The organism is Qipengyuania sp. L-5Y (genome assembly GCF_056859455.1).
In genome coordinates this window covers 42,739-67,576 of record NZ_JBSXOM010000027.1, presented here as the reverse complement: position 1 = coordinate 67,576, position 24,838 = coordinate 42,739, and the positions used below count along the sequence as shown (strand labels likewise).

26 protein-coding genes are annotated in these 24,838 nt (G+C 61.5%); 15 read left to right on the top strand and 11 right to left on the bottom strand.

The annotated features are described in order from the left end of the window. Positions 1-6: 6 nt before the first annotated feature. The 8 genes from AC13F2_RS06540 to AC13F2_RS06505 all read right to left on the bottom strand — a co-directional run bounded on the left by AC13F2_RS06540 (position 7) and on the right by AC13F2_RS06505 (position 6,100). Positions 7-732, bottom strand: coding sequence for a sigma-70 family RNA polymerase sigma factor (locus tag AC13F2_RS06540; protein WP_482964692.1), 726 nt, complete (start codon positions 730-732; stop codon positions 7-9). After that, positions 729-2,831 (bottom strand): flagellar biosynthesis protein FlhA, encoded by a 2,103-nt coding sequence (locus AC13F2_RS06535; RefSeq protein ID WP_103024043.1) that lies wholly within the window; start codon positions 2,829-2,831, stop codon positions 729-731. The genes AC13F2_RS06540 and AC13F2_RS06535 overlap by 4 nt, the downstream gene beginning before the upstream one ends. After that, the gene (locus AC13F2_RS06530; RefSeq protein ID WP_482964691.1) at positions 2,828-3,679 is read right to left on the bottom strand and encodes a transglycosylase SLT domain-containing protein; all 852 of its coding nucleotides are present in this window, start codon (positions 3,677-3,679) and stop codon (positions 2,828-2,830) included. The genes AC13F2_RS06535 and AC13F2_RS06530 overlap by 4 nt, the downstream gene beginning before the upstream one ends. Positions 3,680-3,755: 76 nt before the next feature. After that, positions 3,756-4,091, bottom strand: coding sequence for a hypothetical protein (locus tag AC13F2_RS06525; protein WP_482964690.1), 336 nt, complete (start codon positions 4,089-4,091; stop codon positions 3,756-3,758). Continuing rightward, positions 4,088-4,375, bottom strand: coding sequence for a flagellar biosynthesis anti-sigma factor FlgM (locus AC13F2_RS06520; RefSeq protein ID WP_103024045.1), 288 nt, complete (start codon positions 4,373-4,375; stop codon positions 4,088-4,090). Before AC13F2_RS06520 ends, AC13F2_RS06525 begins: the two co-directional genes overlap by 4 nt. A gap of 80 nt (positions 4,376-4,455) precedes the next feature. Continuing rightward, complete coding sequence (locus AC13F2_RS06515; RefSeq protein ID WP_482964689.1) at positions 4,456-4,974, bottom strand: flagella basal body P-ring formation protein FlgA; 519 nt, start codon at positions 4,972-4,974, stop codon at positions 4,456-4,458. Between the two features lie 77 nt (positions 4,975-5,051). Next, positions 5,052-5,447 (bottom strand): hypothetical protein, encoded by a 396-nt coding sequence (locus tag AC13F2_RS06510; RefSeq protein ID WP_482964688.1) that lies wholly within the window; start codon positions 5,445-5,447, stop codon positions 5,052-5,054. Then, positions 5,444-6,100 carry a MotA/TolQ/ExbB proton channel family protein gene (locus AC13F2_RS06505; RefSeq protein ID WP_222827086.1) on the bottom strand — a complete coding sequence of 219 codons (657 nt, stop codon included), beginning with the start codon at positions 6,098-6,100 and terminating at the stop codon, positions 5,444-5,446. Before AC13F2_RS06505 ends, AC13F2_RS06510 begins: the two co-directional genes overlap by 4 nt. A 183-nt stretch (positions 6,101-6,283) precedes the next feature. On the opposite strand from AC13F2_RS06505, the gene AC13F2_RS06500 reads away from it, so the two are divergent. Genes AC13F2_RS06500 through AC13F2_RS06440 form a run of 13 tightly spaced genes read left to right on the top strand, consistent with a single transcriptional unit; the run spans position 6,284 to position 15,746 of the window. Then, on the top strand, positions 6,284-6,631 hold the full coding sequence (locus AC13F2_RS06500; RefSeq protein ID WP_103024049.1) for a flagellar basal body rod protein FlgB: 348 nt from the start codon (positions 6,284-6,286) through the stop codon (positions 6,629-6,631). Positions 6,632-6,633: 2 nt separating this feature from the next. Then, complete coding sequence (gene flgC, locus AC13F2_RS06495; protein ID WP_103024050.1) at positions 6,634-7,038, top strand: flagellar basal body rod protein FlgC; 405 nt, start codon at positions 6,634-6,636, stop codon at positions 7,036-7,038. Continuing rightward, positions 7,035-7,316, top strand: a complete 282-nt coding sequence (locus AC13F2_RS06490) for a flagellar hook assembly protein FlgD (RefSeq protein ID WP_482964687.1) — start codon at positions 7,035-7,037, stop codon at positions 7,314-7,316. The genes flgC and AC13F2_RS06490 overlap by 4 nt, the downstream gene beginning before the upstream one ends. A gap of 15 nt (positions 7,317-7,331) precedes the next feature. Then, positions 7,332-8,144: a flagellar hook-basal body complex protein gene (locus tag AC13F2_RS06485; protein WP_103024052.1), complete on the top strand. Its 813-nt coding sequence runs from the start codon at positions 7,332-7,334 to the stop codon at positions 8,142-8,144. A gap of 5 nt (positions 8,145-8,149) precedes the next feature. After that, positions 8,150-8,890 carry a flagellar basal body rod protein FlgF gene (locus tag AC13F2_RS06480; RefSeq protein ID WP_103024053.1) on the top strand — a complete coding sequence of 247 codons (741 nt, stop codon included), beginning with the start codon at positions 8,150-8,152 and terminating at the stop codon, positions 8,888-8,890. 22 nt (positions 8,891-8,912) lie between these two features. Continuing rightward, the gene (gene flgG / locus AC13F2_RS06475) at positions 8,913-9,701 is read left to right on the top strand and encodes a flagellar basal-body rod protein FlgG (protein ID WP_482964686.1); all 789 of its coding nucleotides are present in this window, start codon (positions 8,913-8,915) and stop codon (positions 9,699-9,701) included. Positions 9,702-9,712: 11 nt separating this feature from the next. Then, positions 9,713-10,366 carry a flagellar basal body L-ring protein FlgH gene (locus AC13F2_RS06470; RefSeq protein WP_482964685.1) on the top strand — a complete coding sequence of 218 codons (654 nt, stop codon included), beginning with the start codon at positions 9,713-9,715 and terminating at the stop codon, positions 10,364-10,366. A gap of 11 nt (positions 10,367-10,377) precedes the next feature. Beyond that, positions 10,378-11,475 (top strand): flagellar basal body P-ring protein FlgI, encoded by a 1,098-nt coding sequence (locus AC13F2_RS06465; RefSeq protein ID WP_375246386.1) that lies wholly within the window; start codon positions 10,378-10,380, stop codon positions 11,473-11,475. Continuing rightward, positions 11,472-11,777 (top strand): rod-binding protein, encoded by a 306-nt coding sequence (locus AC13F2_RS06460; protein WP_482964684.1) that lies wholly within the window; start codon positions 11,472-11,474, stop codon positions 11,775-11,777. The genes AC13F2_RS06465 and AC13F2_RS06460 overlap by 4 nt, the downstream gene beginning before the upstream one ends. Beyond that, positions 11,777-13,117 (top strand): flagellar hook-associated protein FlgK, encoded by a 1,341-nt coding sequence (gene flgK / locus AC13F2_RS06455; protein ID WP_482964683.1) that lies wholly within the window; start codon positions 11,777-11,779, stop codon positions 13,115-13,117. The genes AC13F2_RS06460 and flgK overlap by 1 nt, the downstream gene beginning before the upstream one ends. Next, positions 13,114-14,025 (top strand): flagellar hook-associated protein FlgL, encoded by a 912-nt coding sequence (flgL, locus tag AC13F2_RS06450; protein ID WP_482964682.1) that lies wholly within the window; start codon positions 13,114-13,116, stop codon positions 14,023-14,025. The genes flgK and flgL overlap by 4 nt, the downstream gene beginning before the upstream one ends. Positions 14,026-14,053: 28 nt before the next feature. Then, entirely contained in the window at positions 14,054-14,917 is an 864-nt protein-coding gene (motA, locus tag AC13F2_RS06445) for a flagellar motor stator protein MotA (RefSeq protein ID WP_103024058.1), read from the top strand. A 1-nt stretch (position 14,918) separates the two neighbouring features. After that, the gene (locus tag AC13F2_RS06440) at positions 14,919-15,746 is read left to right on the top strand and encodes a flagellar motor protein MotB (protein ID WP_103024059.1); all 828 of its coding nucleotides are present in this window, start codon (positions 14,919-14,921) and stop codon (positions 15,744-15,746) included. Between the two features lie 67 nt (positions 15,747-15,813). On the opposite strand, the gene AC13F2_RS06435 is transcribed toward AC13F2_RS06440, so the two are convergent. From AC13F2_RS06435 to gyrB, 3 genes are all read right to left on the bottom strand, one after another. Next, on the bottom strand, positions 15,814-17,469 hold the full coding sequence (locus tag AC13F2_RS06435; RefSeq protein ID WP_482964681.1) for an alkaline phosphatase D family protein: 1,656 nt from the start codon (positions 17,467-17,469) through the stop codon (positions 15,814-15,816). Next, positions 17,466-19,832, bottom strand: a complete 2,367-nt coding sequence (locus tag AC13F2_RS06430) for a TonB-dependent receptor (RefSeq protein ID WP_482964680.1) — start codon at positions 19,830-19,832, stop codon at positions 17,466-17,468. The genes AC13F2_RS06435 and AC13F2_RS06430 overlap by 4 nt, the downstream gene beginning before the upstream one ends. A gap of 241 nt (positions 19,833-20,073) precedes the next feature. Continuing rightward, on the bottom strand, positions 20,074-22,605 hold the full coding sequence (gyrB, locus tag AC13F2_RS06425; RefSeq protein WP_482964679.1) for a DNA topoisomerase (ATP-hydrolyzing) subunit B: 2,532 nt from the start codon (positions 22,603-22,605) through the stop codon (positions 20,074-20,076). A gap of 120 nt (positions 22,606-22,725) precedes the next feature. On the opposite strand from gyrB, the gene AC13F2_RS06420 reads away from it, so the two are divergent. Continuing rightward, entirely contained in the window at positions 22,726-24,111 is a 1,386-nt protein-coding gene (locus AC13F2_RS06420) for an L-serine ammonia-lyase (RefSeq protein ID WP_482964678.1), read from the top strand. Beyond that, positions 24,105-24,809 (top strand): ZIP family metal transporter, encoded by a 705-nt coding sequence (locus AC13F2_RS06415; protein ID WP_482964677.1) that lies wholly within the window; start codon positions 24,105-24,107, stop codon positions 24,807-24,809. The genes AC13F2_RS06420 and AC13F2_RS06415 overlap by 7 nt, the downstream gene beginning before the upstream one ends. Positions 24,810-24,838: the final 29 nt, after the last annotated feature.

Sequence of the window (24,838 nt, the reverse complement as noted above, 5' to 3'; positions counted from 1 at the left end):
AAGCTCCTAAACGGATTCGCGTGCCGTCAAACCGATGCGCAGTTTTTCAAGCGCATTTGCCTTGAGTTGGTGGACCCGCGGAACACTCACATCGAGGATTGCTGCGATCTCGGTTAGATTGAGTTCTTCGAGGAAGTGCAATTGAATAACCAATTGCAGACGCTCGGGAAGAGCCGCAATCGCGTGGGCCAAAGCGGCCTTGTCGGCAGCTTCCAACAGCACCGCTTCGGCGGTGGGTTCTTCACTGGTGAAGGCAGGATTGCTATCGGAATAACTGCTCTCCAGATCGACTACGCGAGTGGCAATCTGGTTTCGGGCCTTGTGGTACTCCTCGAGTGAAATTCCCATGGCATGGGCCATTTCATCGGCGCTCGGATCGCGGCCAAGCGTACGCCGCAATTCGTCGGCGGTGCCGTCCATTTTGCGCCTGGTGGCCGCCGCGCCGCGTACGTGATGGGACTGCGATCGCAGGAGATCGATCATGGCGCCGCGAACCCGCATTTTAGCGTAGGCCGCAAATCCGTCCTCGCTCGGCCGTTCGTGTCGCTGCGCGCATTCGGTCAGCGCGATCATCCCGGCCTGCAGCAGGTCGTCCACGTCCAGCGACCCGCCGCAGCTGCCTTCGTAGAACCATGCCAGTCTGTGAACCATCGGCAGGAATTTCTCGATCCGTTCGTTTATCTCGCTCGCATAGGCGCGCTGCGCATTGAAATTGGCGTGGTCGTATTTCATGCTGCGAGGGCCTCCATTTCATGGCCAAGTTGTGCAGGTTGGGCCGGTGCTTCATCGCCAATTACGGCGATCACTTCGATCGGCTGCGCGGCGGGGAGTTCGTTGATAGATAGAACGATGCATTGCGGCGCGCGCAGCCGTAGTAGGGCCGAAAGCGCACGGCGCGCACGAGGTTGGACGATCAGTGCGGGACGCGTAGCCGCAGGATCGCGTTGCGAAAGGATCGCCGCAATCCGTTCGCCGATCGACCGGGCAAGATCCGGTTCGATCACGATTTCGCCCGATGCCGGATCCTGCAGTCCGCTTACCACCATATCCTCAAGCGCTGCTGCCAGCGTGAGCACCGGCAGCTTTGCGTCGGGTGGACAGACTTCGGCTACGATCATGGCGCCCAGATCTGCGCGAACGATGTCGATCAAGCGATCATGATCGGCTGTCTGCTGGGCAGCGAGGGAGATGCTGGAAAAAACACGTAGGCCGTGGCGCAGCGAGATGCCGTCTGCCAGCAGCGCTTTCAGCAGGCGCGTCACGGCGGCGAGTGACAGTGGCTGCGGCGTGATGGTCTCGATCAGTTGTCCATGCCGCGCGCGCAGATGATCGATAAGGTCGCGTACCTGATCCGGCCCGAGAAGATCCTGCGCGCGTGCGGCAAGCAATTGGTGGATCTGCGTCGCGATCACGCTTTCCGGATCGACCGCGAGGTATCCTTCGGCAACAGCCAGGTCCCGCGCACCAGGGTCGATCCACAGGGCAGGGCAACCGAAGCTCGGATCGATTGTCGATTCACCCGGAACGGCCTGCGAATGCATGACTTCTCCCGTGTCGATAGCCAGCATGTGGCCGGGCTTGATTTTGCCACCGCCGATGGTCGCGCCGCCCAGAGTGATGCGGTAGCTGTCGGGCTCGACCTCGAAGCTGTCCTCGATCCGGAACTGGGGAACGATGAAACCGAAATTCTGGCACATCTGCTTGCGCAGGCCTGTGAGCCGCGCAACCAGCGTGGCGCCACGCTTCTGATCCGTCATGCTGATAAGTCCGTAACCCAGCTGGATGGTGACCAGCGTCTGGTCGGTCACGTCCTCGATCCCGATATGTCCCGGATCGGGCGTGACGACCGGTTCCGGAATGTTCTGTGCGGCATGCTGGCGCTTGCGCAGAGTATGCCATAAGCCGAACGTGCCAGCAGAAAGTGGCAGTATGATCGATTGCGGCATGGCCGGAATACAGCCGATTGCGAGCAGAATGCAGGCAACCGGTAGCCATATTCTTGGGTCAGCCAACTGGCCGCCGATCTGTCCGGTCAAATCGCGAGCATCTGAAACGCGCGTGACGATAACTGCCGCCGCGATGGAAAGCAGGAGCGCGGGCACCGAAGCTACCAGAGCGTCGCCAACGGCCAGCGTGACATAGAACTCGGCCGCTTCACCAGCCGAGAGCCCATGCGTCGAAATACCCAGCACGAGACCGGCGATGACGTTGATCAGCAGGATCAGCAATGCAGCAACCGCATCGCCCTTCACGAATTTGCTGGCACCGTCCATCGACCCGTAGAAATCGGCCTCGGTAGCGATTTCGCGGCGGCGAGCTTTGGCTTCGTCGGCGGTGAGCAGACCTGCAGCCAGATCGGCGTCGATCGCCATCTGTTTGCCGGGTAGCGCATCGAGGGTGAAGCGTGCCGAAACTTCCGATACGCGGCCCGCGCCCTTGGTTACGACCATCAGGTTGATGATCATCAGGATCAGGAACACGAAGATGCCGACGGCGAAGTTGCCGCCGATAAGGAACGCCCCAAAAGCTTCGATCACCTTGCCCGCTGCTGCGCCACCTTCGTGGCCATTCAGCAGCACGATACGGGTAGACGCCACGTTAAGTGCCAGCCGTAGAAGCGTGGCAAACAGCAGGACCGAAGGGAAAGACGAGAAGTCGAGCGGCTTTTGCGCGTTCATCGCCGCCATGAGGACCGAAACCGAGAGCGCGATGTTCATGACGAAGAACACGTCGAGGAGCATCGCCGGGATCGGCATGACCATCAGCAGAATGATCGTGAGGATCCCGACGGGCAGAGCCAGGCCGGGATTAAGGAACTGACGCGCGCTCACAGGCCGAATGCCCTGAATTTGCTATATGCGGCTGCTACCTGCTCGGTAGCCCGTCCGCCTCCCGAACTCGCATCACCGAATGTCGCGCGGAGGGTATCGGCCATCGATGCTCGCCGCCCGCCGTCGGGAAGGGAGGGGACGGCAAAACCGCTTCGCGATGCACCAGGCTGGCGCATCGGTGACTGGGCGGCAAACCGTGCAAAATCGTAACCGGCCGGCTCTCCGTTGCGAGGAATGGATGTATCGCCGTAGGCTCCGGCAACCTTTCCCTGCATGACCGCCATGACCTCTCCTACCGAGCGGGGTGTACCGCCGGAAAAGAAGATCGATTTATTGGCGTGCGCAGCCTGTGGCAGCAGAGCAACCGCCGATTGAGAAGGGTTGCTTCCTAGGGCACCGAGGAACTGTTGCGCGCCGCCAAGGCCCAGAAAGTGAGCAAGATAGAGTTCGGCCGGTTGAGGTTCGCGCCCCAGCGTGGTGCGTAAACCTTCTGCATTTTCGCGCGTGAGCTCGGCCGCCATGAGCGAGGAAGTGTCGGCATCGTAGCGAAGCGAGAGGAGATGATTGCGAGTTGCCGCATCGGTTACACGTCCGCCCGGTCCGATGGCCGCATCCGCCCAGTCCATTCCGTGTTTGGCACCGTGCCGGTCAAGCGTCCGCAGCCAGGTTGAATCGATGAACTGGTACAGACCGGTCGCGCTCGAAGTCTGTGCCTTGGCGCTAGGGTCCAGCCCAGATTCAAGCCTCGCCTGCGCCAGGAGGTAATCGAAATCGACCCCCGTACGCGTCGCAGCGCGGGCGATAGCGCCCTGCACTTCGGCGGTCTGAACTGGATTAATGGTAGGCACGCTTCCTCCGGGAACTGGTTCCCCGGAAGTTCAGCAAGATGCGTGCCAAAAAGTCCCGCGTCTGGCTAATGCCCTATCAGGCGAGCGCCATGCTCGTCCCCTTGCGCGGCAGGGCCGCATAGGGAGCATTGTTGCCGGTCAACGCGCCCAGACGGTTCTGCACATTGCTGGCGATGAGGTTACGCAAGCGCCGATTGATCTCGTTCAGGCGCCGAACTGCGTCAAGTACGCCGAGGCATTCTTCGTCCAGGCTGGCCTTCTCGATGGCTTCCAATTTTACGCACAGGTCCATCTTGCCGCTTGTGCATGTAACAATGCGATCGAGGTCGAGAGCGGCAAGAGCCTGCCGCTCACCCTGCAAAAGTGCGAGCATCTGTTGCAGGGTTGCGAGCGTTTCCTGTTTGGCGGTCATTTGCCAATCTTTCCGTACATGCCCGCGGCGATGATTGCGTCGGCGATCTTGGTGGGGATCAGTGGGTAGGTGCCAGTTTCGAGTGCTTTGCGAATCTCTGAAACGCGATCGCTATCGATCGGAGCTTCACCACTTGTGGAGAGGCGCGATGTGGCAACGGCTGCTTCTGCTTCGCGCGAAGAGCCAGCCGCTTTCTGCACGGCGGAGACCTTCGCGGTTGGCTCCACGGCCTTGCTTGGCCGCACCAACGCTCCTGAGAATTCCGGCAATCCGACAATACGCATCGTTTCGCTCCATAAGCTGGTTACCCAACAGAACGGCTCTTGATGCGATGGTTTAACTCCCCGGCAATGAATTTTGCCGATTACGGCAAATCAATGCCGACCTGGCCCGGGCGAAGGACGAGGGCGCGCAGCGTTTCCGTCCGTTGGTCGGAAGCGCGGACCTTGATCCACTCGCCTTCGGCACCGTCCTCTACGGCGGCACCCTGGCGAGTCAGCGTAAAGCCTTTTCCGCGGACCAGAATGCTCACGTTTTCACCGCGTTTGATGATCGCTTCGCCAAATTGCTGCGGCATCCGGTTGGCATTGGAAAAGCCCGCATCCACGGCAACATAGATACGCCATCCCGCACCCGGACACACGACCTGAACAGATCGCTGATCGCGTCCGAACCACTGCATATCAAGGGGGGACTCGCAGTTCGCCAACCTGAGGCGCCGGTCCACTGGCAATTTGGCACCGCCCGGTTGACCGACTTCGGCGCCGGTAAAGTCCGCGACGGCACGATCGATGATCGTCAGGTCCATCGGCGAAGCTGCTGCTGCGCCTGTCGCCAAAAGCGCGGTCAAGGCGGCAGCGAATAAGGGTTTACGCATGGTCATTACTCACTCCGGTTCACGGGGCCGCACGGTTATCGGGCCGTATCACCCTTGGGCGGAGCAAGGTTCGTGCCATTCCTTCATTGTTGTCGGAGATAATCGACTGTAATCACGACATCGTCTGTCGCGTTCGGCGTGGCTATCAAACGTGCAGGAACGCCCGCGCTGTCGGCCTCGGCCAGCAGCCGTTCCGCCTCGGACAAGGCTTCGGCCCGTTTTTCCTGAGTATATCCCACAGAGATCGTCGCCATCTGCCTCTGGTCCGTGGTCGAAGCGATGAGCCATTCTCGAACGGACTCGCCCTGTTCCGGCCGATGCACTGCCAATGCAGACGAGGATGCAGGAGGCTGCCTTTCTTCCTCCGCCTGGCTTTGCGTTGCGGGTTTCTTGCCAACGGCCTGCGCGGTAATCAGAAAGAGGATTAGCGCGAGGTCTGCTATGACGGTTTGCCAACCGGATGCGGCGCGCACAATCATGCCACTGCCTTGGCATGCTCGGCAAAAGTCACTGCCACCCCGCTTTTACGAATGCCGTGCTCCAGCCACTCCAGAACTTCGTCGCGGTCCAGTTCTTCACGTCGCGATTTGCGTGCAATGGCGTTGCCCAGTGGCGAGAAAAGGAAATTGGCCGCTATCAGCCCATACAGCGTGGTCACCACGGCCATTGAAATTGCGCCGACGATACCGGTCTGTTCTGATGCGGATCCCTGTGCATGGCCTAAAGCGATCAATGTGCCGGCGAGTCCAAGAATAGGGGCCAGTTCCGCCGCGTTGTCGAAGACGCGTATTGCAGTCTGAGCGGTGGCCACCCGTATTTCCTTGAATTTGTGATGTTCGCCATGCAGCGACTGGATCGATCGCTGGCTGATTATAAGATCCGACAGGCTGTCGAATTCATTGTCTCCGAAATGCTGCGGCTCGGCGCGCAGAAAGCCATCGTCGGCAATTTCGCGTATCTGGACGGAGAGCGCTGCCTTGGCCTGAGTTACGTTGAACGGCGTTTCGAACAATCCGCGCAGAGCGCTGATAGCTACACGGCTATCCGCCACCCCGCACCGAAGCAGGGTCGCAATGATCGTACCGACGAGAACTATGGCGATAGAGGCCGGGTCGAGCCAGGTTTCCAGCATGGGGTAGCTACTCCTTGCAGACAAGAACGGCCTCATTTCGCGCAGATTTACGGGGAGGATGAACTTTGCCGCTCCCCGGCAAAAGCTTGCCGCAATCTGCCGATATGGCCCTGTGCTGCCTCAATTTTGGATTTTGGCACGCCCCTTGCTGAACACTTCCCGTAATCTTTTGCGGAGGCTCGTATGAGCGAAGGACTGTTTGGCATTCATGGGGCGGCGCTGGAAATCCGGTCGCAGCGCATGGGTGTGCTCGGCTCGAATATCGCGAACGCAGCGACGCCCGGCTACAAAGCGCGCGACGTCGATTTCGCTTCTGCGCTTCAGGCGCGCCTCGGCGGTGCCGAAGCTGAGCAGGCGACGGGTCGCTCGATCCAGTATCGCGTCCCGACCATGGCAACGCTCGACGGTAACACGGTCGAAATGGCCACCGAACAGGCCGCGTTTGCTGAAAACGCCGTTGCTTACTCGGCAACCCTCAACTTTCTGCGTGGGCGGGTAGAAACCGTAACCCGCGCGATCAGAGGCGAATAACGATGGCCGGACCGACATCCTTCTTCGAGGTGGGCCACCGCGCCATGTCGGCGCAGCTCGTGCGCATGAACACAGCTGCTTCCAACCTTGCCAATGCCGGCTCGGTCGCAGGTAGCGAAGCGGAAGCGTACCGCCCGATGCGTACCGTGTTCGAACAGGAACTCGACCGCGCAAGCGGCCTGTCCTCTGTCCGTGTGGGCGGTGTGGTCCGCGAAGATGTCGCACCTATTCGTCGTCACGACCCGGGTCACCCGCTGGCCGACGAGAATGGCGATGTCTGGGAAACTCCGGTCGATGAAAACGCCGAAATGGTCGAGATGCTCGAAGCGTCCCGTCAGTACCGCAACATGGTCGAAGCTCTGTCGACCGCCAAGCAGCTCATGCTGGAAACGATGAGGATGAAATGATCAATTCCGTCACCAACATCACGCCCGGGACAAGTTCCGTCGGCCAGGTTCAGGGCCGCGGCATGGACTCACTCGGGCAGGGGGATTTCCTCAAGCTGCTGACAGTCCAGATGCAGCAGCAGGATCCGTTCGATCCGGTCGATAACAAGGAAATGCTGGCACAGATGGCGCAGTTCTCTTCGCTTGCCGGTGTCGCTGAAACCAATGCCTCTCTCGAGCGGATCGCGGACAAGCTCGACCTGCTCATCAAGTCCAACCAGTCGCCGTCCGACGACTGATCCAGGAGATAATCCATGTCCTTCTACACTTCGCTCAACGGCATGAAAAATGCGCAGACCTCGCTCGGGGTCATCGCGCACAATATTTCGAACTCGGAAACCTATGGTTTCAAACGTAGCCGTACGGAATTCTCCGAAATCGTTGCTGGTTCGGCGCTGACCAATCCGCGCATGATCCAGGGTATCGGCGCGTCGGTGAAATCGATCACGCAGAACTTCGCGCTTGGTCCGGTGGAACAGACCGGCTCGGCTCTCGATCTCGCGATCACGGGCGACGGCTTCTTCACGACCCGTTCGGCTACCGACGGATCGACGCTGTACACGCGAGCCGGATCGTTCACGCTCAATGGCAACGGCAACATCGTGAGCAACAGCGGCAACCGCCTCCAGCTGTTCCCGGTCGATGCCAACGGCCAGGTCACTGGCAATACGCTGGCCGATGCCAATCTCCCCCCACAGAACGCCGCCGGTTCGGAATTCGTCGGGGTTACGATCGACGATGTCGGCGTGGTGTCGGCATCTTATGCTGACGGTTCGGTCGAACCAGTCGGTGCCGTCGCGCTTGCCACCTTTATCGCTCCTACCGGACTGAAAAAGGTCGGTGACGCAAATTGGGAAGGCACTGGCCTTTCCGGTCAGGCTGCCTACGGGTCGCCGGGAACCGGAGCGTATGGCTCACTCTTGTCGGGCGCTCTTGAACGCTCGAACGTCGATATCGCGGAAGAACTTGTCGGGCTGATTACTGCCCAGCGCAATTTCCAGGCGAACGCCAAGGCAATCGATACTGCCACCCAGATCTCGCAGACCGTCATCAACCTGCGGACCTGATCGCCATGGACCGCCTTATCCACACCGCGCTTTCGGGCATGCGGGCATCGATGGACAGCCAGCGCGTCATCGCGAGCAACATGGCCAATGCCAATACGCTCGGTTTCCGTGCGGAACTGCTCGATCAGCGCGCCGTCACGATCGAAGGCCAGCCTCTCGAAGCCCGCGCGATGCAAGTCGCACGGGTGCGCGGTGCGGATATGGTCGCCGGCGAAATCATCGAAACTGGCCGCGATCTCGATATTGCGATGGCGACCGATGCCCTCATGGCAGTGCAGGCTGAGGATGGCACCGAAGCCTACACCCGCCGCGGTGACATGTCGATTTCGGCCACCGGCCTACTGGTCAATGGCGAAGGCCGTCCGGTGCTTGGCGATAACGGGCCGATCACCATTCCGCCGGTCGGAATTCCGGGCATTGCGCCGGATGGAACGGTAACCATCGCGGATCCGGCAACGCCCGATCAGCCGCCGGCCGAAGTCGGCCGGATCAAGCTGGCAGCGTGGCAAGGCTCGCCGATCAGCAAGGGGCTCGACGGGCTTTTTCGTGTCGAAGGCGGCGGAATACTGCCGACCGACGAAGCGGCGACCGTTCAGGTCGGGGCGCTCGAACAATCCAACGTTAAAACCACCGAAGTGCTGGTGGAAATGATCGATGCGCAACGGCTTTTCGCCATGCGCAGCAAGGTCATCGCGACGGCACGTGAAATCGACGAAAGCGGCGCGCAGCTCATGCGCCTCGGCTAACCAGACAAGAGGATAGTCAATCATGCCCACTTCAGCTCTGCAGGTCGCCCGCACCGGGCTCGAGGCTCAGGATGCGCGCATGCGCGTCATTTCGAACAACCTCGCCAACGTCGGGACCACCGGCTTCAAGCGCGACCGTGCCAACTTTGCGACTCTCGCCTATCAGGACGCCCGCGTTGCCGGCCAGCGTTCGTCGGGCGAAACGGCTTATGCAACCGGTCTTAACCTCGGTACCGGCGTGGCGGTCCAGTCCACCAGCCAGATCATGACGCAGGGCGCCCTTAATACGACAGGCAATGCTTTCGACCTTGCTCTCGATGGCGATGGCTATTTCCAGATCGAAATGCCGGGCGGCCGCATCAGCTACACCCGAGCCGGGAATTTCACGCTTTCCGCCGAAGGGCAGCTGGTGACCCAGCAGGGGTATGCGGTGCAGCCAGCCATTACGGTGCCAGAGGGCGCTACTGCGATCGCAGTTTCACCTGACGGTATCGTCTCCGCGACGTTGCCGGGAGAAGCCGATCCGGCCGAACTGGGCCAGATCCAGGTTGCCCGCTTTACGAATCCTTCGGGCCTTCAGGCCATCGGCGACAACTTCCTGGTCGAAACTGCAGCCAGCGGTGCCGCCGAACTGGCGCCGGGCGGTGAGAACGGCCGTGGCAACGTCCGGCAGGGCATGCTGGAATCTTCGAATGTCAACATCGTCGAGGAACTCGTCGAGATGATCGAATGTCAGCGTGCCTACGAGATCAGCTCGAAAATGGTGTCCGCCGTGGACGAAATGCTCCGCAACGCCAACCAGACCCTTTGAGTATCTTCACCATGAAATCCGCACTCTGTCTCGTTCCACTCGCTCTCGCCCTTGCTGGTTGCGGTGGTGGTTCTGCCAGGCCCGAAGGCTTTGCAGTCGCACTGCCGCCAGCGCCGGAGGTCGAACCTGATCGCCACCGGGATGGCTCAATTTATCAGGCCAGTCATGGCTATGCGCCTCTGTACTACGGCAATCGCGCGGCGCGGGTGGGCGACATCGTCACCATCGCACTGGTCGAACGGACGCAGACGTCGAAATCCACCAGCGGGTCGACCAAGCGCGACGGCAGCCTCGGACTTTCGCTCCCCAGCTGGACCGGAATCGATAGCAGCGACCTTAATGCTTCGGGTGGCGGGTCGTTCAAAGGGGCAGGCGATGCTTCTCAGGCGAGTTCGATCCGGGCCGATCTTACCGTTTCGATCGTGGAAGTACGCCCGAACGGGACGGCACTGGTACGTGGGGAAAAGGTCATGCAACTCAGCCAGGGCGAAGAGTGGGTCCAGCTTTCGGGCATCATCCGGCTGGCCGATATCGATCAGGACAACCGCATTCCATCGATCCGCGTGGCAGATGCCCGCATTTCCTATTCGGGTGCCGGATCCGTGCAGCGCGCTAGCCGCGAAGGCTGGCTGTCGCGCTTCTTCGGCGTGATCTCGCCCTTCTGAGGATGTCGAACATGATCCGCCCCCTTATCCTTCTGTTCGCGGCTCTGGTTTCCGCGCTCCCGGTTCCGGCTATGGCCGAACGCGTGCGCGACCTTGGGCAATTCCAGTCGGTGCGCTCCAACCAACTGACCGGCTACGGTATAGTTGTTGGCCTGGACGGCTCAGGCGATGACAATTTCGCCTACGCGACGCAGGCCATGCGCGGCGTGTCGGGTCGTCTCGGGCTGCAATTGCCGCCCGGCGTCAATCCAGCTCTCAAAAATGCGGCCGCCGTCATCATAACCGCTGATCTGCCTGCGTTTGCAAAACCTGGTCAGCGCATCGACGTCACCGTTTCGACCATGGGTAGGGCCAAGTCTCTGCGCGGTGGTGCGCTGGTGATGACGCCGCTTTATGGTGCGGATGGCCAGATATATGCCATGGCACAGGGCAATCTTGCCGTTGGCGGCCTGGGCGTTTCCGGCAAGGACGGCTCGAAGCTGACCGTCAATGTACCGACTGTTGGCCGCATTGCCGACGGCGCGACTGTCGAACAGGCAGTAGCCAGCAACTTCGACTTTTCCGAAGTGCTGCGCTGGAACCTCTACAACGCCGACTTCCTGACCATCTCGCGCGTCCGCGATGCGATCAATGGTGCTTACCCCGGCATGGCGCAGGTCGAAGACGGCGTGACGCTGGCCCTGATGCTGCCGCCGGGCGCAAATACCCGTGCGGAAATCATGGCGCAGATCGAAATGCTCGATGTGGATCCGGCCGAACGCGCTGCGAAGGTCGTGATCAACAGTCGCACTGGCACGATCGTCATCTCCAGCGCCGTACGGTTGGCCCCGGCCGCGATCAGCCACGGAAGCCTGGTGGTCCGGATCGACGAGGATCCTGTGGTGGTCCAGCCCGCACCGTTCTCGCGCGGTCAGACCGCCGTTGAACCCAGCAGCACCATCACGGCGAGCCAGAAAGAGAGCGTCGTCTCGCGCGTCGGCCCGGGTGCTTCACTGGCCGAGGTTGTGGATGCGCTCAATGCATTGGGTGCGAGCCCTGCTGATCTGGTCGCGATCCTGGAAGGTCTCAAACAGGCGGGTTCGCTTACAGCGGAACTGGTGATCATATGACGAGCTTTCAGATAAATGTGGCCGGCGCCAGGCCGCTTTCCGAGCGCGAGGCGGCCCCGCTGAACAAGGAGTTGCGGGAAGCTGCACAGCAGTTCGAGGCAATCCTGCTCCGCCAGATGCTTTCGAGCGCGCGCAGCACCGATTTCGGGGGCAACGATCTGTTCGGCGGCGAGGGCGAAGGCACATTCCGCGAAATGCGCGATGCGCGCTTTGCCGAGCTGACCGCCCAGACCGGCCAGCTTGGTTTTGCCAGTGCCATCGAGAAGCAGCTTGCCCGCTTTCTTCCAAAGGGTGAAAACTGATGGCTTCTGACCTTCTTTCGATCGCCGTCAGCGGTGCCCGTGCAGCGCGCGGCGCACTCGACGTCACTGCGCAGAACATCGCCAATGCTTCGAGCGATGGCTATGTTCGCCGCAGTTTGCGGATTGAGGAGGTCTCTGCATCCGGTGGAGCAGGCCGGATTGGCGACATTTCGCTGTCAGGTTCGCGCATTGCGGAAATTCGCCGCAATGCGGATTCCTTTTTGCAGGGCGAAGTTCGCCGCACATCCGGTGATCTGGAACGCGCGAACACCGAACTGAAGGGTTTGCGCAATATGGAAAGCGCGCTCGAACAGTCGGGCGTCTTTTCCTCCATCGTCGAATTCGAAGCAGCGTTGCAGCAGCTTGCAGGCGATCCTGTCGACCCATCGCGGCGGGCTGCGGTCATCGGCGAAGCGACGACGCTCGCAAGCAAGTTCAACATCACGGCGTCCAGTTTCGACGCAGTGGGCGAGGGCCTGCGGTTCGAAGCCGACGCGCAGGTATCCGAAGCCAACGTCATCGGCGGCGAACTGGCTCGCGTGAACCTGCGCCTGACGCGCGCGGGTGCGGGCAGCAGCGATCGGGCAGCCTTGCTCGACCAGCGCGATCAGTTGCTGGAACGGCTGTCGGGCTTCACTTCCATTACCACGAATTTCGAAAGCGACGGGACCGTTGCCGTCGCGCTCGGAGCCAATCCGACGCAAAGCTTTGTGCAAGGAGGTACATCGCAGACCCTGTCCTCTGCAGTGGCTGCCGATGGAACGCTCAGCTTCGCTGTCAACGGCCAGGCCGTCACCCCCGGGTCGGGAAGTCTTGCTGGTGCCTCGCTCGCGCTGACCGAACTGGCATCGGTCCGCGGCCGTCTCGACACGATCGCGGCCAGCCTCGCGGATACGGTGAACAATGCCCAGGCGGCTGGTGTGGCGCTCGACGGTACCCAAGGTCAGCCGATCTTCTCCGGCATGACGGCAGGCACGCTGACGGTCGTCATGACGCAAGGTCAGGGCCTCGCGACCGCGCCGACCGGTGCTGGCGCGGGAAGCCGCGACGACTCTAACCTCAACGCTCTGCGCCAATCGCTTGCAAGCCTGAACCCGGCACAGCAACTCAACGGGCTTCTTTTCGACGTGTCCAGCAAGGTGGCTGGTCGCACGGTCACGCAGGGCGCGCTGGATACCATCGCGTCCTCCGCGCGCATCTCGCTCGAGCAGCAATCAGGCGTGGACCTCGATACCGAGGCCGCCAATCTGATCCGTTTCCAGCAGGCCTTCCAGGCTTCGGGACGCGCGATGCAGGCGGCGAGCGACATATTCGACACTCTACTGGGGATCGGCCGATGATCAATCTCAGCACCGGCGCGTTTTACGAACGTAGTAGTCGCCAGATCGGCGGCTTGCGGGCTCGCGCGGAGACGCTTCAGCAGCAGATCGGTACGGGGGAGCGGCTCGAACGCTCGTCGGACGATCCCGTGGCTGCAGCGCGGCTGCGCATGCTGAGCCGTACGGAGCGCATCGCCAATGTCGATACGCGCAACTCGCAGCTCGCCGAAGCGGACCTCTCGCTTGCGGATCAAACGCTTGATTCGGTCGTCGATATAGTTGTTCGGGTCCGCGAACTGGCCGTTCGGGCCAATTCCAGCACGCTGAACGACGAGCAGCGCTCGGCGATCTCCACCGAAGTTGCCAGTCTGCGCGAAAATCTCGTCGTGCTCGCCAATAGTCGGAATATTTCCGGCCATGCCCTCTTCGGCGGCCAGACTGCCGGTAACGCCTATGCCGATAACGGCACCGGCGTCCAGTTTGTCGGTACGCCCGACATTACCCCGCTCGAGATCGGCGAGGGGCAGTCGGTCGAACCCGGCCTTGCCGGGCCTGAAATATTCGAGTTCACGACGGCGAATGGCCCGACCGATCTGTTTGCGGTGCTGGGCAATCTGGCCGCGGCTCTCGCGACCGGCGGACAGACGGCAATGGATGCCAGCTCTGCGGCGCTGGAAGAATTGGACATCGGGCTTGAAAAGGTAACGACCGCGCAGACCGTCGTCGGTTCTCGCCTCAACTGGATCGACCTGATGTCGGATCGGCGTGAAAACAACGCGGAGCGTATTGCCGAAGAACGCGCCGACGTGGGCGGCGCGGATATCGCGGTAACCATGACGCGGCTCCAGGAAACCCTGACCATTCTGGAAGCGAGTCAGGCGAGTTTCGTTCGCCTCGCCAACCTATCCCTATTCTCGATGCTGCGCTGATCGCGGCCCTATCTGACAGGAATTCAAAGTGTTTGCGGCAATCGGCATAGTCATCCTGCTGGTCATGGTCTTCGGCGGCTTCGCGCTGACGGGCGGTGCGCTGGGTCCCGTCATGGAGGCCGTGCCTCACGAAATGCTGATCATCGGCGGCGCCGCGATCGGCGCGCTGGTCGCCGGCAATTCCATGGACGGGCTGAAGGCCATCGGCAGGTCCATGAAGGTCATCTTCAAGGGCCCGCAGCATACCAAGCAGGACCATATCGATGCCATCGCGCTGACCGCGCAGTGCATGAAGCTGCTCAAGAACGAAGGCCCCGTGGCGCTGGAAAGCCATGTCGAAAACCCGCAGGATTCGACGATCTTCAGCGCCTATCCGAACCTGCTCAAGAACGAGCCGCTGATCGGATTGATCTGCGACACGCTCACCCTGCTGGTTGTTTCGTCCGGCACGCTGGAAACCCATGCGGTGGAAGAAGTCATGGACAATGCCATGAAGACGCATTTCCACGAGCTTCACGAACCCCAGCACACGCTGCAGTCGCTGGCCGACGCACTGCCTGCACTCGGGATCGTGGCCGCCGTCCTGGGTGTGGTGAAAACCATGGGTTCGATCGACAAGCCACCGGAAATCCTGGGCGGCATGATCGGATCGGCCCTTGTGGGTACGTTCCTCGGGGTTCTCTTGGCCTACGGCATCGTGGGTCCGCTCGCGGGACGCCTGAAGCAGGTGCTGGAGCAGGACGAACAGATTTTCCACGCGGTGAAGCAGGTGATCATCGCCTCGCTCTATGGCCATCCGCAGCCGCTGGTGGTGGAAAGCGCCCGCTCGGGCCTGGGCCATACGGTCCGGCCGGGGCTGACCGAACTGCTCGACGCGCTGCGGGGCCGGTAAGATGGCCAGCACCCCGGCGGGTCGCAACGACCCGGTCCCCATTATCGTCAAGAAGGTAACCGTGGTCGCCGCTGGCCATCACGGCGGCGCCTGGAAAGTCGCCTATGCCGACTTCGTTACCGCGATGATGGCCTTCTTCCTGCTGCTTTGGCTGTTGGGTGCAACGACAGAGGATCAGCGCAAGGGACTGGCGGATTATTTCACGCCAACTCTCGTCAAGACCAAGGAACAGAGCGCAGGCGCCGACGGCGTGCTGGGCGGGTCGTCCCTGGTCGATGTCGACAACTACCCGCATGCTGCGGGCCAGACCGGCACCAAGACGCTCACCGTCCCGCGCGACGCGACGGGCGGCCCGAAAGAAGGCGCTGCCACGATCAAGCGCATACGCGAACGGGTTTCGGAAGCGATCGCCGAGGAAGAGCGGCTGAAAAGACTGATGCGGCAGGTACGCATGATCGATACCACCACCGGGATCAGGATCGATCTGGTCGACGACGCCAATTTCTCGATGTTCTCGCTCGGCACGACTGTCCTGACCTCAGATGCGCGCGCTTTGCTGGATGTGGTGGCCGAGGCAATCTCGCCCGAAGGTGGCAAGATAACCGTGCGCGGCCATACCGATGCACTGCGCTATCGCGACCCGAGCCGGGTGAACAATTGGTCGCTGTCCGCCGGCCGGGCCGAAGCCACGCGGCAGACGCTGATCCGCGAAGGAATAGCGTTCAACAGGTTCCGCCGGATCGAAGGCGTCGCCGATACCGAACCGCTGATCGCAGACGACCCCGCGGATCCAAGAAATCGCCGGATCTCGATCTCTCTCGAGAGGTGAGATCCGGCAGAGGGACTGGCTTTATCGGCAATCGGCGGGTTGTCGCAAACCTTGCCCCCCGTCCCGTTCAGACTTCCGACCAGTCCGGTGTTTCATCCTCGCGCTTCCATTCGAAAGACGCGTCGATCCCCGCCTCGAAGGTCTTGTCCGTGACAGTGGAGACCGTTCGATAATCCACTCGCGCCGAACCCGGACGCAGGGTGAGCAAGGTATATCCCTTTGCATCCTGATTGCAGTAGATCGTGTCCGGATTAGCCTGTTCGATATACCGCCCGATGCCCGGCAAGATGGATCCGTAAGAGGGACTGGTGATCGCGGTGCAGCCGGTTTCCAGGCCAACTATCTCACCGTCAGCGCCGCGCAGGCGGTTCGCCCAACCCGCGTGGCTGTCGCCTGCGAGGACAATCGGCCTGGAGCCTGCATCCCGAAACGTCGCATAGAGACGCTCGCGTGCGGCAGGGTAGCCATCCCAACTGTCGAGATTGAACGGTACGCCCTTGCGATAGCCCACCTGCGCCGCCGCGATGCGATCGTTAAGTCCGCTCGGCAGGCTGGCAATCAGGTCGGCATACTGATCGGGGCCCATTCCTGCCTGCAGATCGGGACCAGCGACGCGGCCCATCACCACCTGGTTTCCGACCACCTGCCATGGCTTGCCTGCCGCGACCGAAGTGGACAGAGTAGTCCTTAGCCAGTCGCGCTGCTCGTTCCCGATCAGTTGACGCGTCTCGTCCGCCAGCGTCTCGGCGAAGGCGGCATAAGCGTTTGCATCATCCGGATCGCCTGCGAATTCGAGTTGCTCGCTGCGGACCAGCAGGCGTGTTTCCAGCATGGCGAGCGTTGCCAGATCGCCGAATTCGAAGCTGCGATAGATCGCTTCCTTTGCTCGCGCCGCCGAAGGATCGCGGATCGGCATCCATTCGAAATAGGCCTGCATCGCTACCGCCTTGCGGCCCGCCCAGTCGCCTTCGGTTTCAGGCTGGTGGTTCTGCGCACCGTGCAGCCAGCCATCATTGGTGATTTCGTGATCGTCCCACACACAAATGAAAGCCGCACGCGCGTGCGCGGCCTGCATGTCCGGGTCGGATTTCGCCTGCGCATGGCGCAAGCGATAGTCTGCCAGCGTCACGATTTCATGCGGCGGATCGGGAAGCCGATTTACGCGTCGGCCAATATCGGCGCCGTAACCGGCATCGCCATATTCGTAGATATAGTCGCCAAGATGAATGACCGCGTCGAGCCGCTCGGCTCGTGCCATGTCGGCAAAGGCGTTGAAATAGCCGCCGGGGTACAACTGGCAGGAAGCGACCGCAAAGACGAGTTGGTCCACCGCACCCACAGGCAGGGTGCGGAAGCGACCGGAGGGTGACTGCGCGCCGTCGGCGGCATGGAAGGCATACCAGTATTCCCGGCCCGGTTCGAGACCGTCGACCTCCACCTTGGCCGTACGATCGGCAACCACGCGTGCAATCGTCTCGCCTTCGCGGACGACCGGCCCGCCTTCGGTTTCACGGACTTTCCAGCGCAAGGGAACATCGCCTGCGCCATCGACACTGGCGCGGGTCCAGATCACTGCCCCGTCCGCGGCGGGGTCGCCGCTGGCGACCCCGTGATCGAAACGAACAGGCCCGGTTGCCTGAGCCGATGCGCCGACGGGTAGCGCGGCGGCTCCCGACGCGCCGAGCAGACCGAGAACCGTGCGCCGGTCGAGCCCCCCGCTCACCGCCCGATCCGCGCGGTCAGCTGGACACCGTAGAAGCGCGGCTCGGCAGGAATGAAGGTCGGCCGTCCGAAGGCCCCGCCGGTATTGCCGGCATCGAGCAGATAGCGCTCGTTCGTGGCATTACGGATGAAGCCAGCGACTTCGAACCTATCATCGGCAAAGGAGACACCGGCGCGCGCATTCAGGAGAGTGACGGCTTCCTGCGAGATACGGAGGCTGTTCGGCACTTCGAAGAAAATGCGGCTACGGTGCGTGACCGACGGCGTTGCGAAGATCCGTACACCGGGAGCGACGGGGTAATCGATGGTGAAACCGCCGGCAGCCTGCCATTCGGGCTGAAGACGGAAACGATCGCCCGCGACCGTGCCGTTGATCGGATCGTCGTCGATCCCGCCATCGATGTAGCCGACATTGGCGAAGACGCTCAGCCAGCTGGTGGGCCGTATGTTGATCTCCGCCTCGACACCAAGGTTGCTGGCTGAGCCGACGCTTTCCGTAACCGTGGTGCCGAGCGGCAGGCCAGAAGGATCGTTCGGGTCCGAGATCGTGCGCGTGGTCTGGAAGTTGCTGTAATCCTGATAATAAACGCCCAGCGAGCCGGAGACGGTGCGCGAACCGAACTTGATCCCACCTTCGTAGTTCCACACCACTTCCTGCGGGATGACATTGATGTTGGGCAGGACCTCGGTCCCGGCACGGCGTGCGCCAAGCGATACGACCGGAGAGCGGCGGCCCTTCGAAACCGTTGCGAAGACATTGAGGTCGGGCGTTATCCGATAGAGCGCATTGAACCGCGGCAGCACGGCGGAGAAGCTGTTTTCGGCTTCGAACGTGCGGCCACCGGTATCGATCTGGCCAGGGATGAGCGGCGCGCCCGTCAGTACCGAATTGGGCACGGACGTAACGAAGCCCGATCGGCGCTGCTCGATCAGCAGACGGGCGCCTGCGGTCAGTTCGAGCGAGGTGGTGGGAATGAAGGTCGCATCGGCGAAGAGTGAATAGCTCTGATTGTTGCCCTGGTTTTCGAACACGGAACTGTAGGGGATTGCGGTGGCGGCACCGCCGGTCGCGAGCTGGGTAACCTGTGCCGCGGGCACACTGCCGTCGGCGGCGACGCAGGGGATACCCGGAATGACCGGAGCCAGTCCCAGCGACGTGGTAAGGCACTGCAGGAAAGTGCCCTCCTCGGTCGAGAATGGCACGCGCTGGAGATTGTCCTCGGTGAAGAAATTCCAGCCGAAGGCTGCGCGCCATCGCGGATCGACATAGGTGAAGCGGCCTTCATGGCTGACCTGATGCCCCTTTGCGATCTCCGCAAATTCCAGGAACGGTGCCGGGCCGCCATCGGCGTCGAACACCTCATGGCTGTCGAATTCGCGATAGCCGTTGACGGTGGTGAAGGTCAGGCTGTCACCGATGAGGTATTCCGCCGTCAGATTCGCATCGTAGACTTCACGGTCGAGGCCGAGCTGGCTGTCACCCAGGGCGGCTTCCGAATAGGGGGACCCGCCCAGGAAGGCCCGACCGAACGGATCTGCGGGCCCGTCGGGAGTGGCAAAAGTATCCGAGATAAACGGCGTGCCGCCGTGCCTTTGCCGGTCGAATGTGCCGATGAGGTCGACCGTCAAACGGTCGTTCGGCGTGAAGCGGAGCGAACCGCGCGCGCCAAACTGGTCTTGCGCGTAAAGATCCTCTTCCTGCGAGGGGGCCAGGTTTTCGACATAGCCATCGCGGGTGCGCCATTCGAAGGCGATGCGGCCCGCGACGACATCGGACCCGGCATTTACGAAGCCCGAAACCAGCGTCTGGTCGAAATTGCCGTATCCGCCGGTCAGTTCGGCCGAGTAGCCGGGGCGAGGCCGTGCAGAGACGAGGCTGATCGCGCCGACGGCGGATGCGGTGCCGAACAGCGTCGCCTGCGGGCCCTTGATCACTTCGACACGATCGAGATCGTAGATCGCCTGATAGGAACCACGCGAGCGCGAGATATCGACCCCGTTGTAATATAGCGTGACGCGGGGTCCCTGCTGTGCGGATCCGCTGTCCGATGTGATCCCGCGGATCACGATGCCCGGATTATTGGCGCTCTGTTCCTGAATGTTGAGCCCGGGAATATAGTTCGACAGTTCGTCGAGATCAGTGACACCGAGTTCCGCAATAGAATCGCCGGTGAGCGCGGAAATGGTAATCGGCACGTCGAGTGCGCGCTGTTCGATAAGCTGTGCCGTGACGATGATCTGGTTATCGGCAGGCGCGACATCCTCGTCGTCCGGTTGCGCCGGTGCCTGGGCCTGAAGGGCCTGAAAGGGAATGGCCGATGCTGCGCAAAACAGTGCGGCGTGGGAAAGCGATCTGATGTTCATGTAGCCCCTCGTTTTCGATGTGAGGGGCCTTTCCCAGAGCTAGGTGAAAAGCTCGCGACGGTTTTCTTTCAAACCGGAGACTGCGACGCGATTGGGGTGAAATACCTGTTTTTTGTGAAAGGTGTCTGCGGGTGGGAATTTCCGCATAAAAAGGGCCGGGATAGGCAATGACGCTTTTCCCGGCCCTTTCTAAGGCGACTTCAATGCTGCCGCATGCCCTGGCTGTGTTAAGCTCAGGTCATCAAACGTCCAGATTTGCCACATTGAGGGCATTGTTCTGGATGAATTCGCGGCGCGGTTCGACGACGTCGCCCATCAGGCGGGTGAAGATTTCATCTGTCACGTCGGCATCCTCGACCTTCACCTGCAGTAGCGCGCGGTTGTCGGGGTCGAGGGTGGTTTCCCACAATTGCTCGGCATTCATCTCGCCAAGACCCTTGTAGCGCTGGATCTTCTGCCCCTTGCGCCCAGCGACCATCACCGCGTCGAGCAGCTGGGTCGGCAGGGTGATCGCGTCGTCGGTCAGGATCGGCGCATCGTCATCCGCTTCGTTCGCTTCGCCATCGTCGGGCTCTGTTTCCGCACTGCTGCGCACGAGGCGCAAGGGCGATGCGTATACATCGGCGAAATCCTGCGCGATCTTGTGCAGTTTGCGTGCCTCGGCACTTTCGAGAAATGCCGGGTCGATTTCGTGTACGTCCGTAACACCGCGCCAGACGCGGCTTAGGCGGACCTTTCCGTCTTCGCCAGTCTCGGCCTTCCAGCGAGCATCGGGATCGCCCATCTGGAGGTGGGCGGCAGCACGATCGAGAGCAGCAGAACGATCTCCGGCAGGGTTGAGCGCGCCGGCCAGAGCCATCGCCTCGATCAGCTCCGAATTGTATTTGCGAGGCACGAAACCGAGCATGTTGCGCATGCGCAGACCGTGGTCGACCAACGCCTGCAGTTCCCCACCGCCGCGTACCGGCCCGCCCTGCGCTTCGAGCACCCGGCCGTCGAGTCCCTGTGCGATCAGGTAACGGTCGTAGGCCGGCTGATCCTTCAGATAGACTTCGCTCTTGCCTCGCGACACCTTGTACAGCGGAGGCTGCGCGATGAAGAGGTGCCCAGCCTTGACGATCTCGGGCATCTGACGATGGAAGAAGGTCAGCAGGAGCGTGCGGATATGGGCGCCGTCGACGTCGGCGTCGGTCATGATGACGATCTTGTGATAGCGCAGCTTTTCGAGATTGAATTCGTCGCGCAGGCCGGTGCCCATCGCCTGGATCAGCGTGCCGACTTCCTTGGACGAGATGATCCGGTCGAAGCGGGCACGTTCCACATTAAGGATCTTGCCCTTGAGCGGAAGGATGGCCTGTGTCTTGCGATCGCGACCCTGCTTGGCCGACCCGCCTGCCGAATCGCCCTCGACCAGAAAGAGTTCGCAGTTTTCGGGATTGCGGTCCTGACAATCGGCGAGTTTGCCGGGCAGCGACGCGATACTCATGGCGCCCTTGCGGCTCATCTCGCGTGCCCTGCGGGCAGCTTCACGCGCGGCGGCCGCGTCGATGACCTTCTGGATGATCTGCTTGGCATCGTTCGGGTTCTCTTCGAGCCACTCCGTCATCTTTTCGCCCATGAGCGATTCGAGTGGCTGGCGAACTTCCGAAGACACCAGCTTGTCCTTGGTCTGGGACCCGAACTTGGGGTCCGGCAGCTTGACCGATACGATTGCGGTCAGCCCTTCGCGCATGTCTTCGCCGGACAGGCTGACCTTTTCCTTCTTCATCAACCCGCTGGCGGTGGCGTAATTGTTGAGCGTGCGCGTCAGCGCGGTGCGGAAGGCCGCAAGGTGGGTCCCGCCGTCACGTTGCGGAATGTTATTGGTGAAGCACAGGACGTTTTCGTAATAGCTGTCGTTCCATTCCAGCGCGACGTCGATGCCGATACCGTCTTTTTCAGCGCTTACCGAAATGGGTTCGGCGACCAGCGCCTGCTTGTTGCGGTCGAGATATTTGACGAATGCCGCAATGCCGCCTTCGTAGAACAGATTGTGTTCGAGCGCCTCTTCGTGCCGCTTGTCGCGAAGGAGAATTCGCACGCCCGAATTGAGGAAGGCGAGCTCGCGATAGCGGTGCTCCAGCTTTTCGAAATCGAATTCGATGACGTTCTTGAAGGTGTCTTCCGATGCCTTGAAGGTTACGCGGGTGCCCTTCTTGAAGCCTTCTTCGTCGGGATTCTGTTCGACCTTGGGAGCATCGCCCACGACACGCAGGCTTTCGACCGCGTCACCATGTTCGAAACGCATCCAGTGTTCCTTGCCGTCGCGCCAGATGGTGAGTTCGAGCCATTCGGACAGCGCATTGACAACCGACACGCCAACACCGTGAAGCCCGCCCGAAACCTTGTAGGCGTTGTCGTCACTGGTGTTTTCGAACTTTCCGCCGGCATGCAGTTGGGTCATGATGACCTCTGCCGCGGACACGCCTTCTTCCTTGTGCATGTCCACCGGAATGCCGCGACCGTTATCTTCGACCGACACGCTGCCATCGGCGTTGAGTTCGATCAGGACGAGGTCGCAATGCCCGGCAAGCGCCTCGTCGATCGCATTGTCCGACACTTCGAACACCATGTGGTGGAGGCCCGAGCCATCGTCGGTATCGCCGATGTACATGCCAGGCCGTTTGCGCACTGCATCGAGGCCTTTGAGGACCTTGATCGAATCTGCGCCGTAACCGTTTTTCTTCGGCGCTTCGGCGCCCGTGTATTCAGGGGTATCGTCCATATCGATCATATAGGCTTTCGAGGCCGAAATTCCAAAGTTTCAGCGCCGATTTTACCCACAGATTGCCGTCTGTCCGGCAGGAGCGGCAACTGGTTGATTTCAGGCGGTCGAAGGCGCATCTCGCCAGCCATGCTTTCAGTGCTCGATATCTTCCGAATTGGGATTGGTCCTTCGTCCTCGCATACGGTGGGTCCGATGCGGATCGCCCGCACCTTCGCGAGGGCGCTGGCAAAATCGGACAAGCTCCAGCGAACGGCCCGCATCGCGATCGAACTGCAGGGTTCTCTGGCGCTTACGGGCGTTGGGCACGGGACGGTCGATGCCAGCATTCTGGGTCTGATGGGGTTCGCACCCGACAAGACATGTCCTGACGAAGCGGCTGCGGCGCTCGAAAAGGTTCGCGCCAGCAAACGGCTCGGTCTTGGCGGGGGGCGTGAAATTGCCTTCGACCCTGCGGTGGATATCGATCTGGCCGGGCACATCATTCCCGACCTGCACCCCAACGGAATGAAGCTTACCGCCTTCGACGCCGATGGCGGCAAACTGTCCGAGCGGACATATTACTCGACCGGCGGCGGTTTCGTCGCATCCGAAGCTCAGCTCAAGCGCAAGCCCAAGGGCGACCGCATCAATACGGGCACACAGGTTCCGCACGATTTCGGTTCGGCAGCAGAGCTTCTGGCGGCGTGCAACACGACGGACGTTTCGATCGCGGATCTGATCCTCACCAACGAAGACGCTTTCCGACCGCGTGATAAAACGCTCGAGGGTATCGACCGGATTGCAAAGGCCATGGATCAGTGCATCGACCGTGGCCTCACCCAGCGCGGGATATTGCCGGGTGGCCTGAAGGTCGAACGGCGTGCGCCGGACCTGTGGGACAAGCTTTCCGCGAACCCCCAGTCGAACGAGCGTGAACAACTGTTCGACTGGCTCAACTGCTATGCTATGGCCGTAAACGAGGAAAACGCCGCGGGCGGGCGCGTGGTCACCGCGCCGACCAATGGCGCGGCGGGCATCATTCCTGCTGTGATCCGGTTCTATTGCGTGGCAAACGACGAACAGCCGTGCACGGATAGTCGGCGCACATTCCTCCTTACGGCAGGGGCAATCGGCCTGCTTTACAAACAGCGCGCGAGTATTTCCGGTGCCGAGATGGGCTGTCAGGGCGAAGTTGGCGTCGCCTGTTCCATGGCGGCGGGCGGACTCGCGGCCCTGTGGGGCGCATCGCCGGTGCAGGTGGCCTCGGCGGCGGAGATCGGCATGGAGCATAACCTCGGCCTGACCTGCGACCCGGTCGGCGGGCTGGTGCAGGTGCCGTGTATCGAGCGTAATGCCATTGGCGCAGTGAAGGCGGTCAACGCCGCGCGACTGGCCCTTCATCGAACGGGGGCGGAAAGCCTCGTGTCGCTGGACCAGGTAATCGAAACCATGCGGCAGACCGGGCTCGACATGAGTAATAAATACAAGGAGACGAGCCAGGGCGGGCTTGCGGTCAATGTGATCGAATGCTGATGCTTTTTGCCGTGGTGCTGGTGGTGTCGGGCGCTCTTGTCGTCGGCGCTGCATGGGGCATCTACGGCAAGCTGCCCGAACGCCTCGAAGGCTTTCTCGTCGCGCTGGCCGGGGGCGCGCTGCTGCTTTCGGTCACGACCGAGCTCATCCAGCCCTCGATCGAAAAGTCCAGCGTATTTCACGCCATGCTCGGCGTTGGCGCCGGCGCAATCGTCTTCGCGATCTGCGATTATCTGATTGACGAAAAATGGGGTTCCAACGGAGGCGGAGGGTTGCTGGCGGCCATTACCCTCGACGGTATTCCGGAAAACCTTGCCCTGGGCGTCGCGCTCATCGGTGCGGGGGGACTGGAGATTGCCGCCCTGGCCGGATCGATCCTGCTGTCGAACTTGCCCGAGGCGGCAGGCGGCGCACGCTCGATGGCGCAGGACGGGCGGTCGAAGGGCAAGATCATGGTGCTGTGGGCAGGCACTGCCGTCCTGCTGTCTCTTGCCGCGATAGTCGGCAATCTGGCGCTGACCGGCGTGGGAGAGGGTACACTGGCGCTTATACGCTGCTTTGCTGCCGGTGCAGTGGTCGCCAGCCTCGCCACCGAAGTTTTCCCGCAGGCCTTTCGGGAGGACCGGCACTGGGCCGGCATCGCGACTGCACTGGGGGTGATCCTGGCATTTTCGCTCGGCAGTCTATCGGGCGGCTAGACAGACGCGCGGTCAGCGATAAGGGTGCG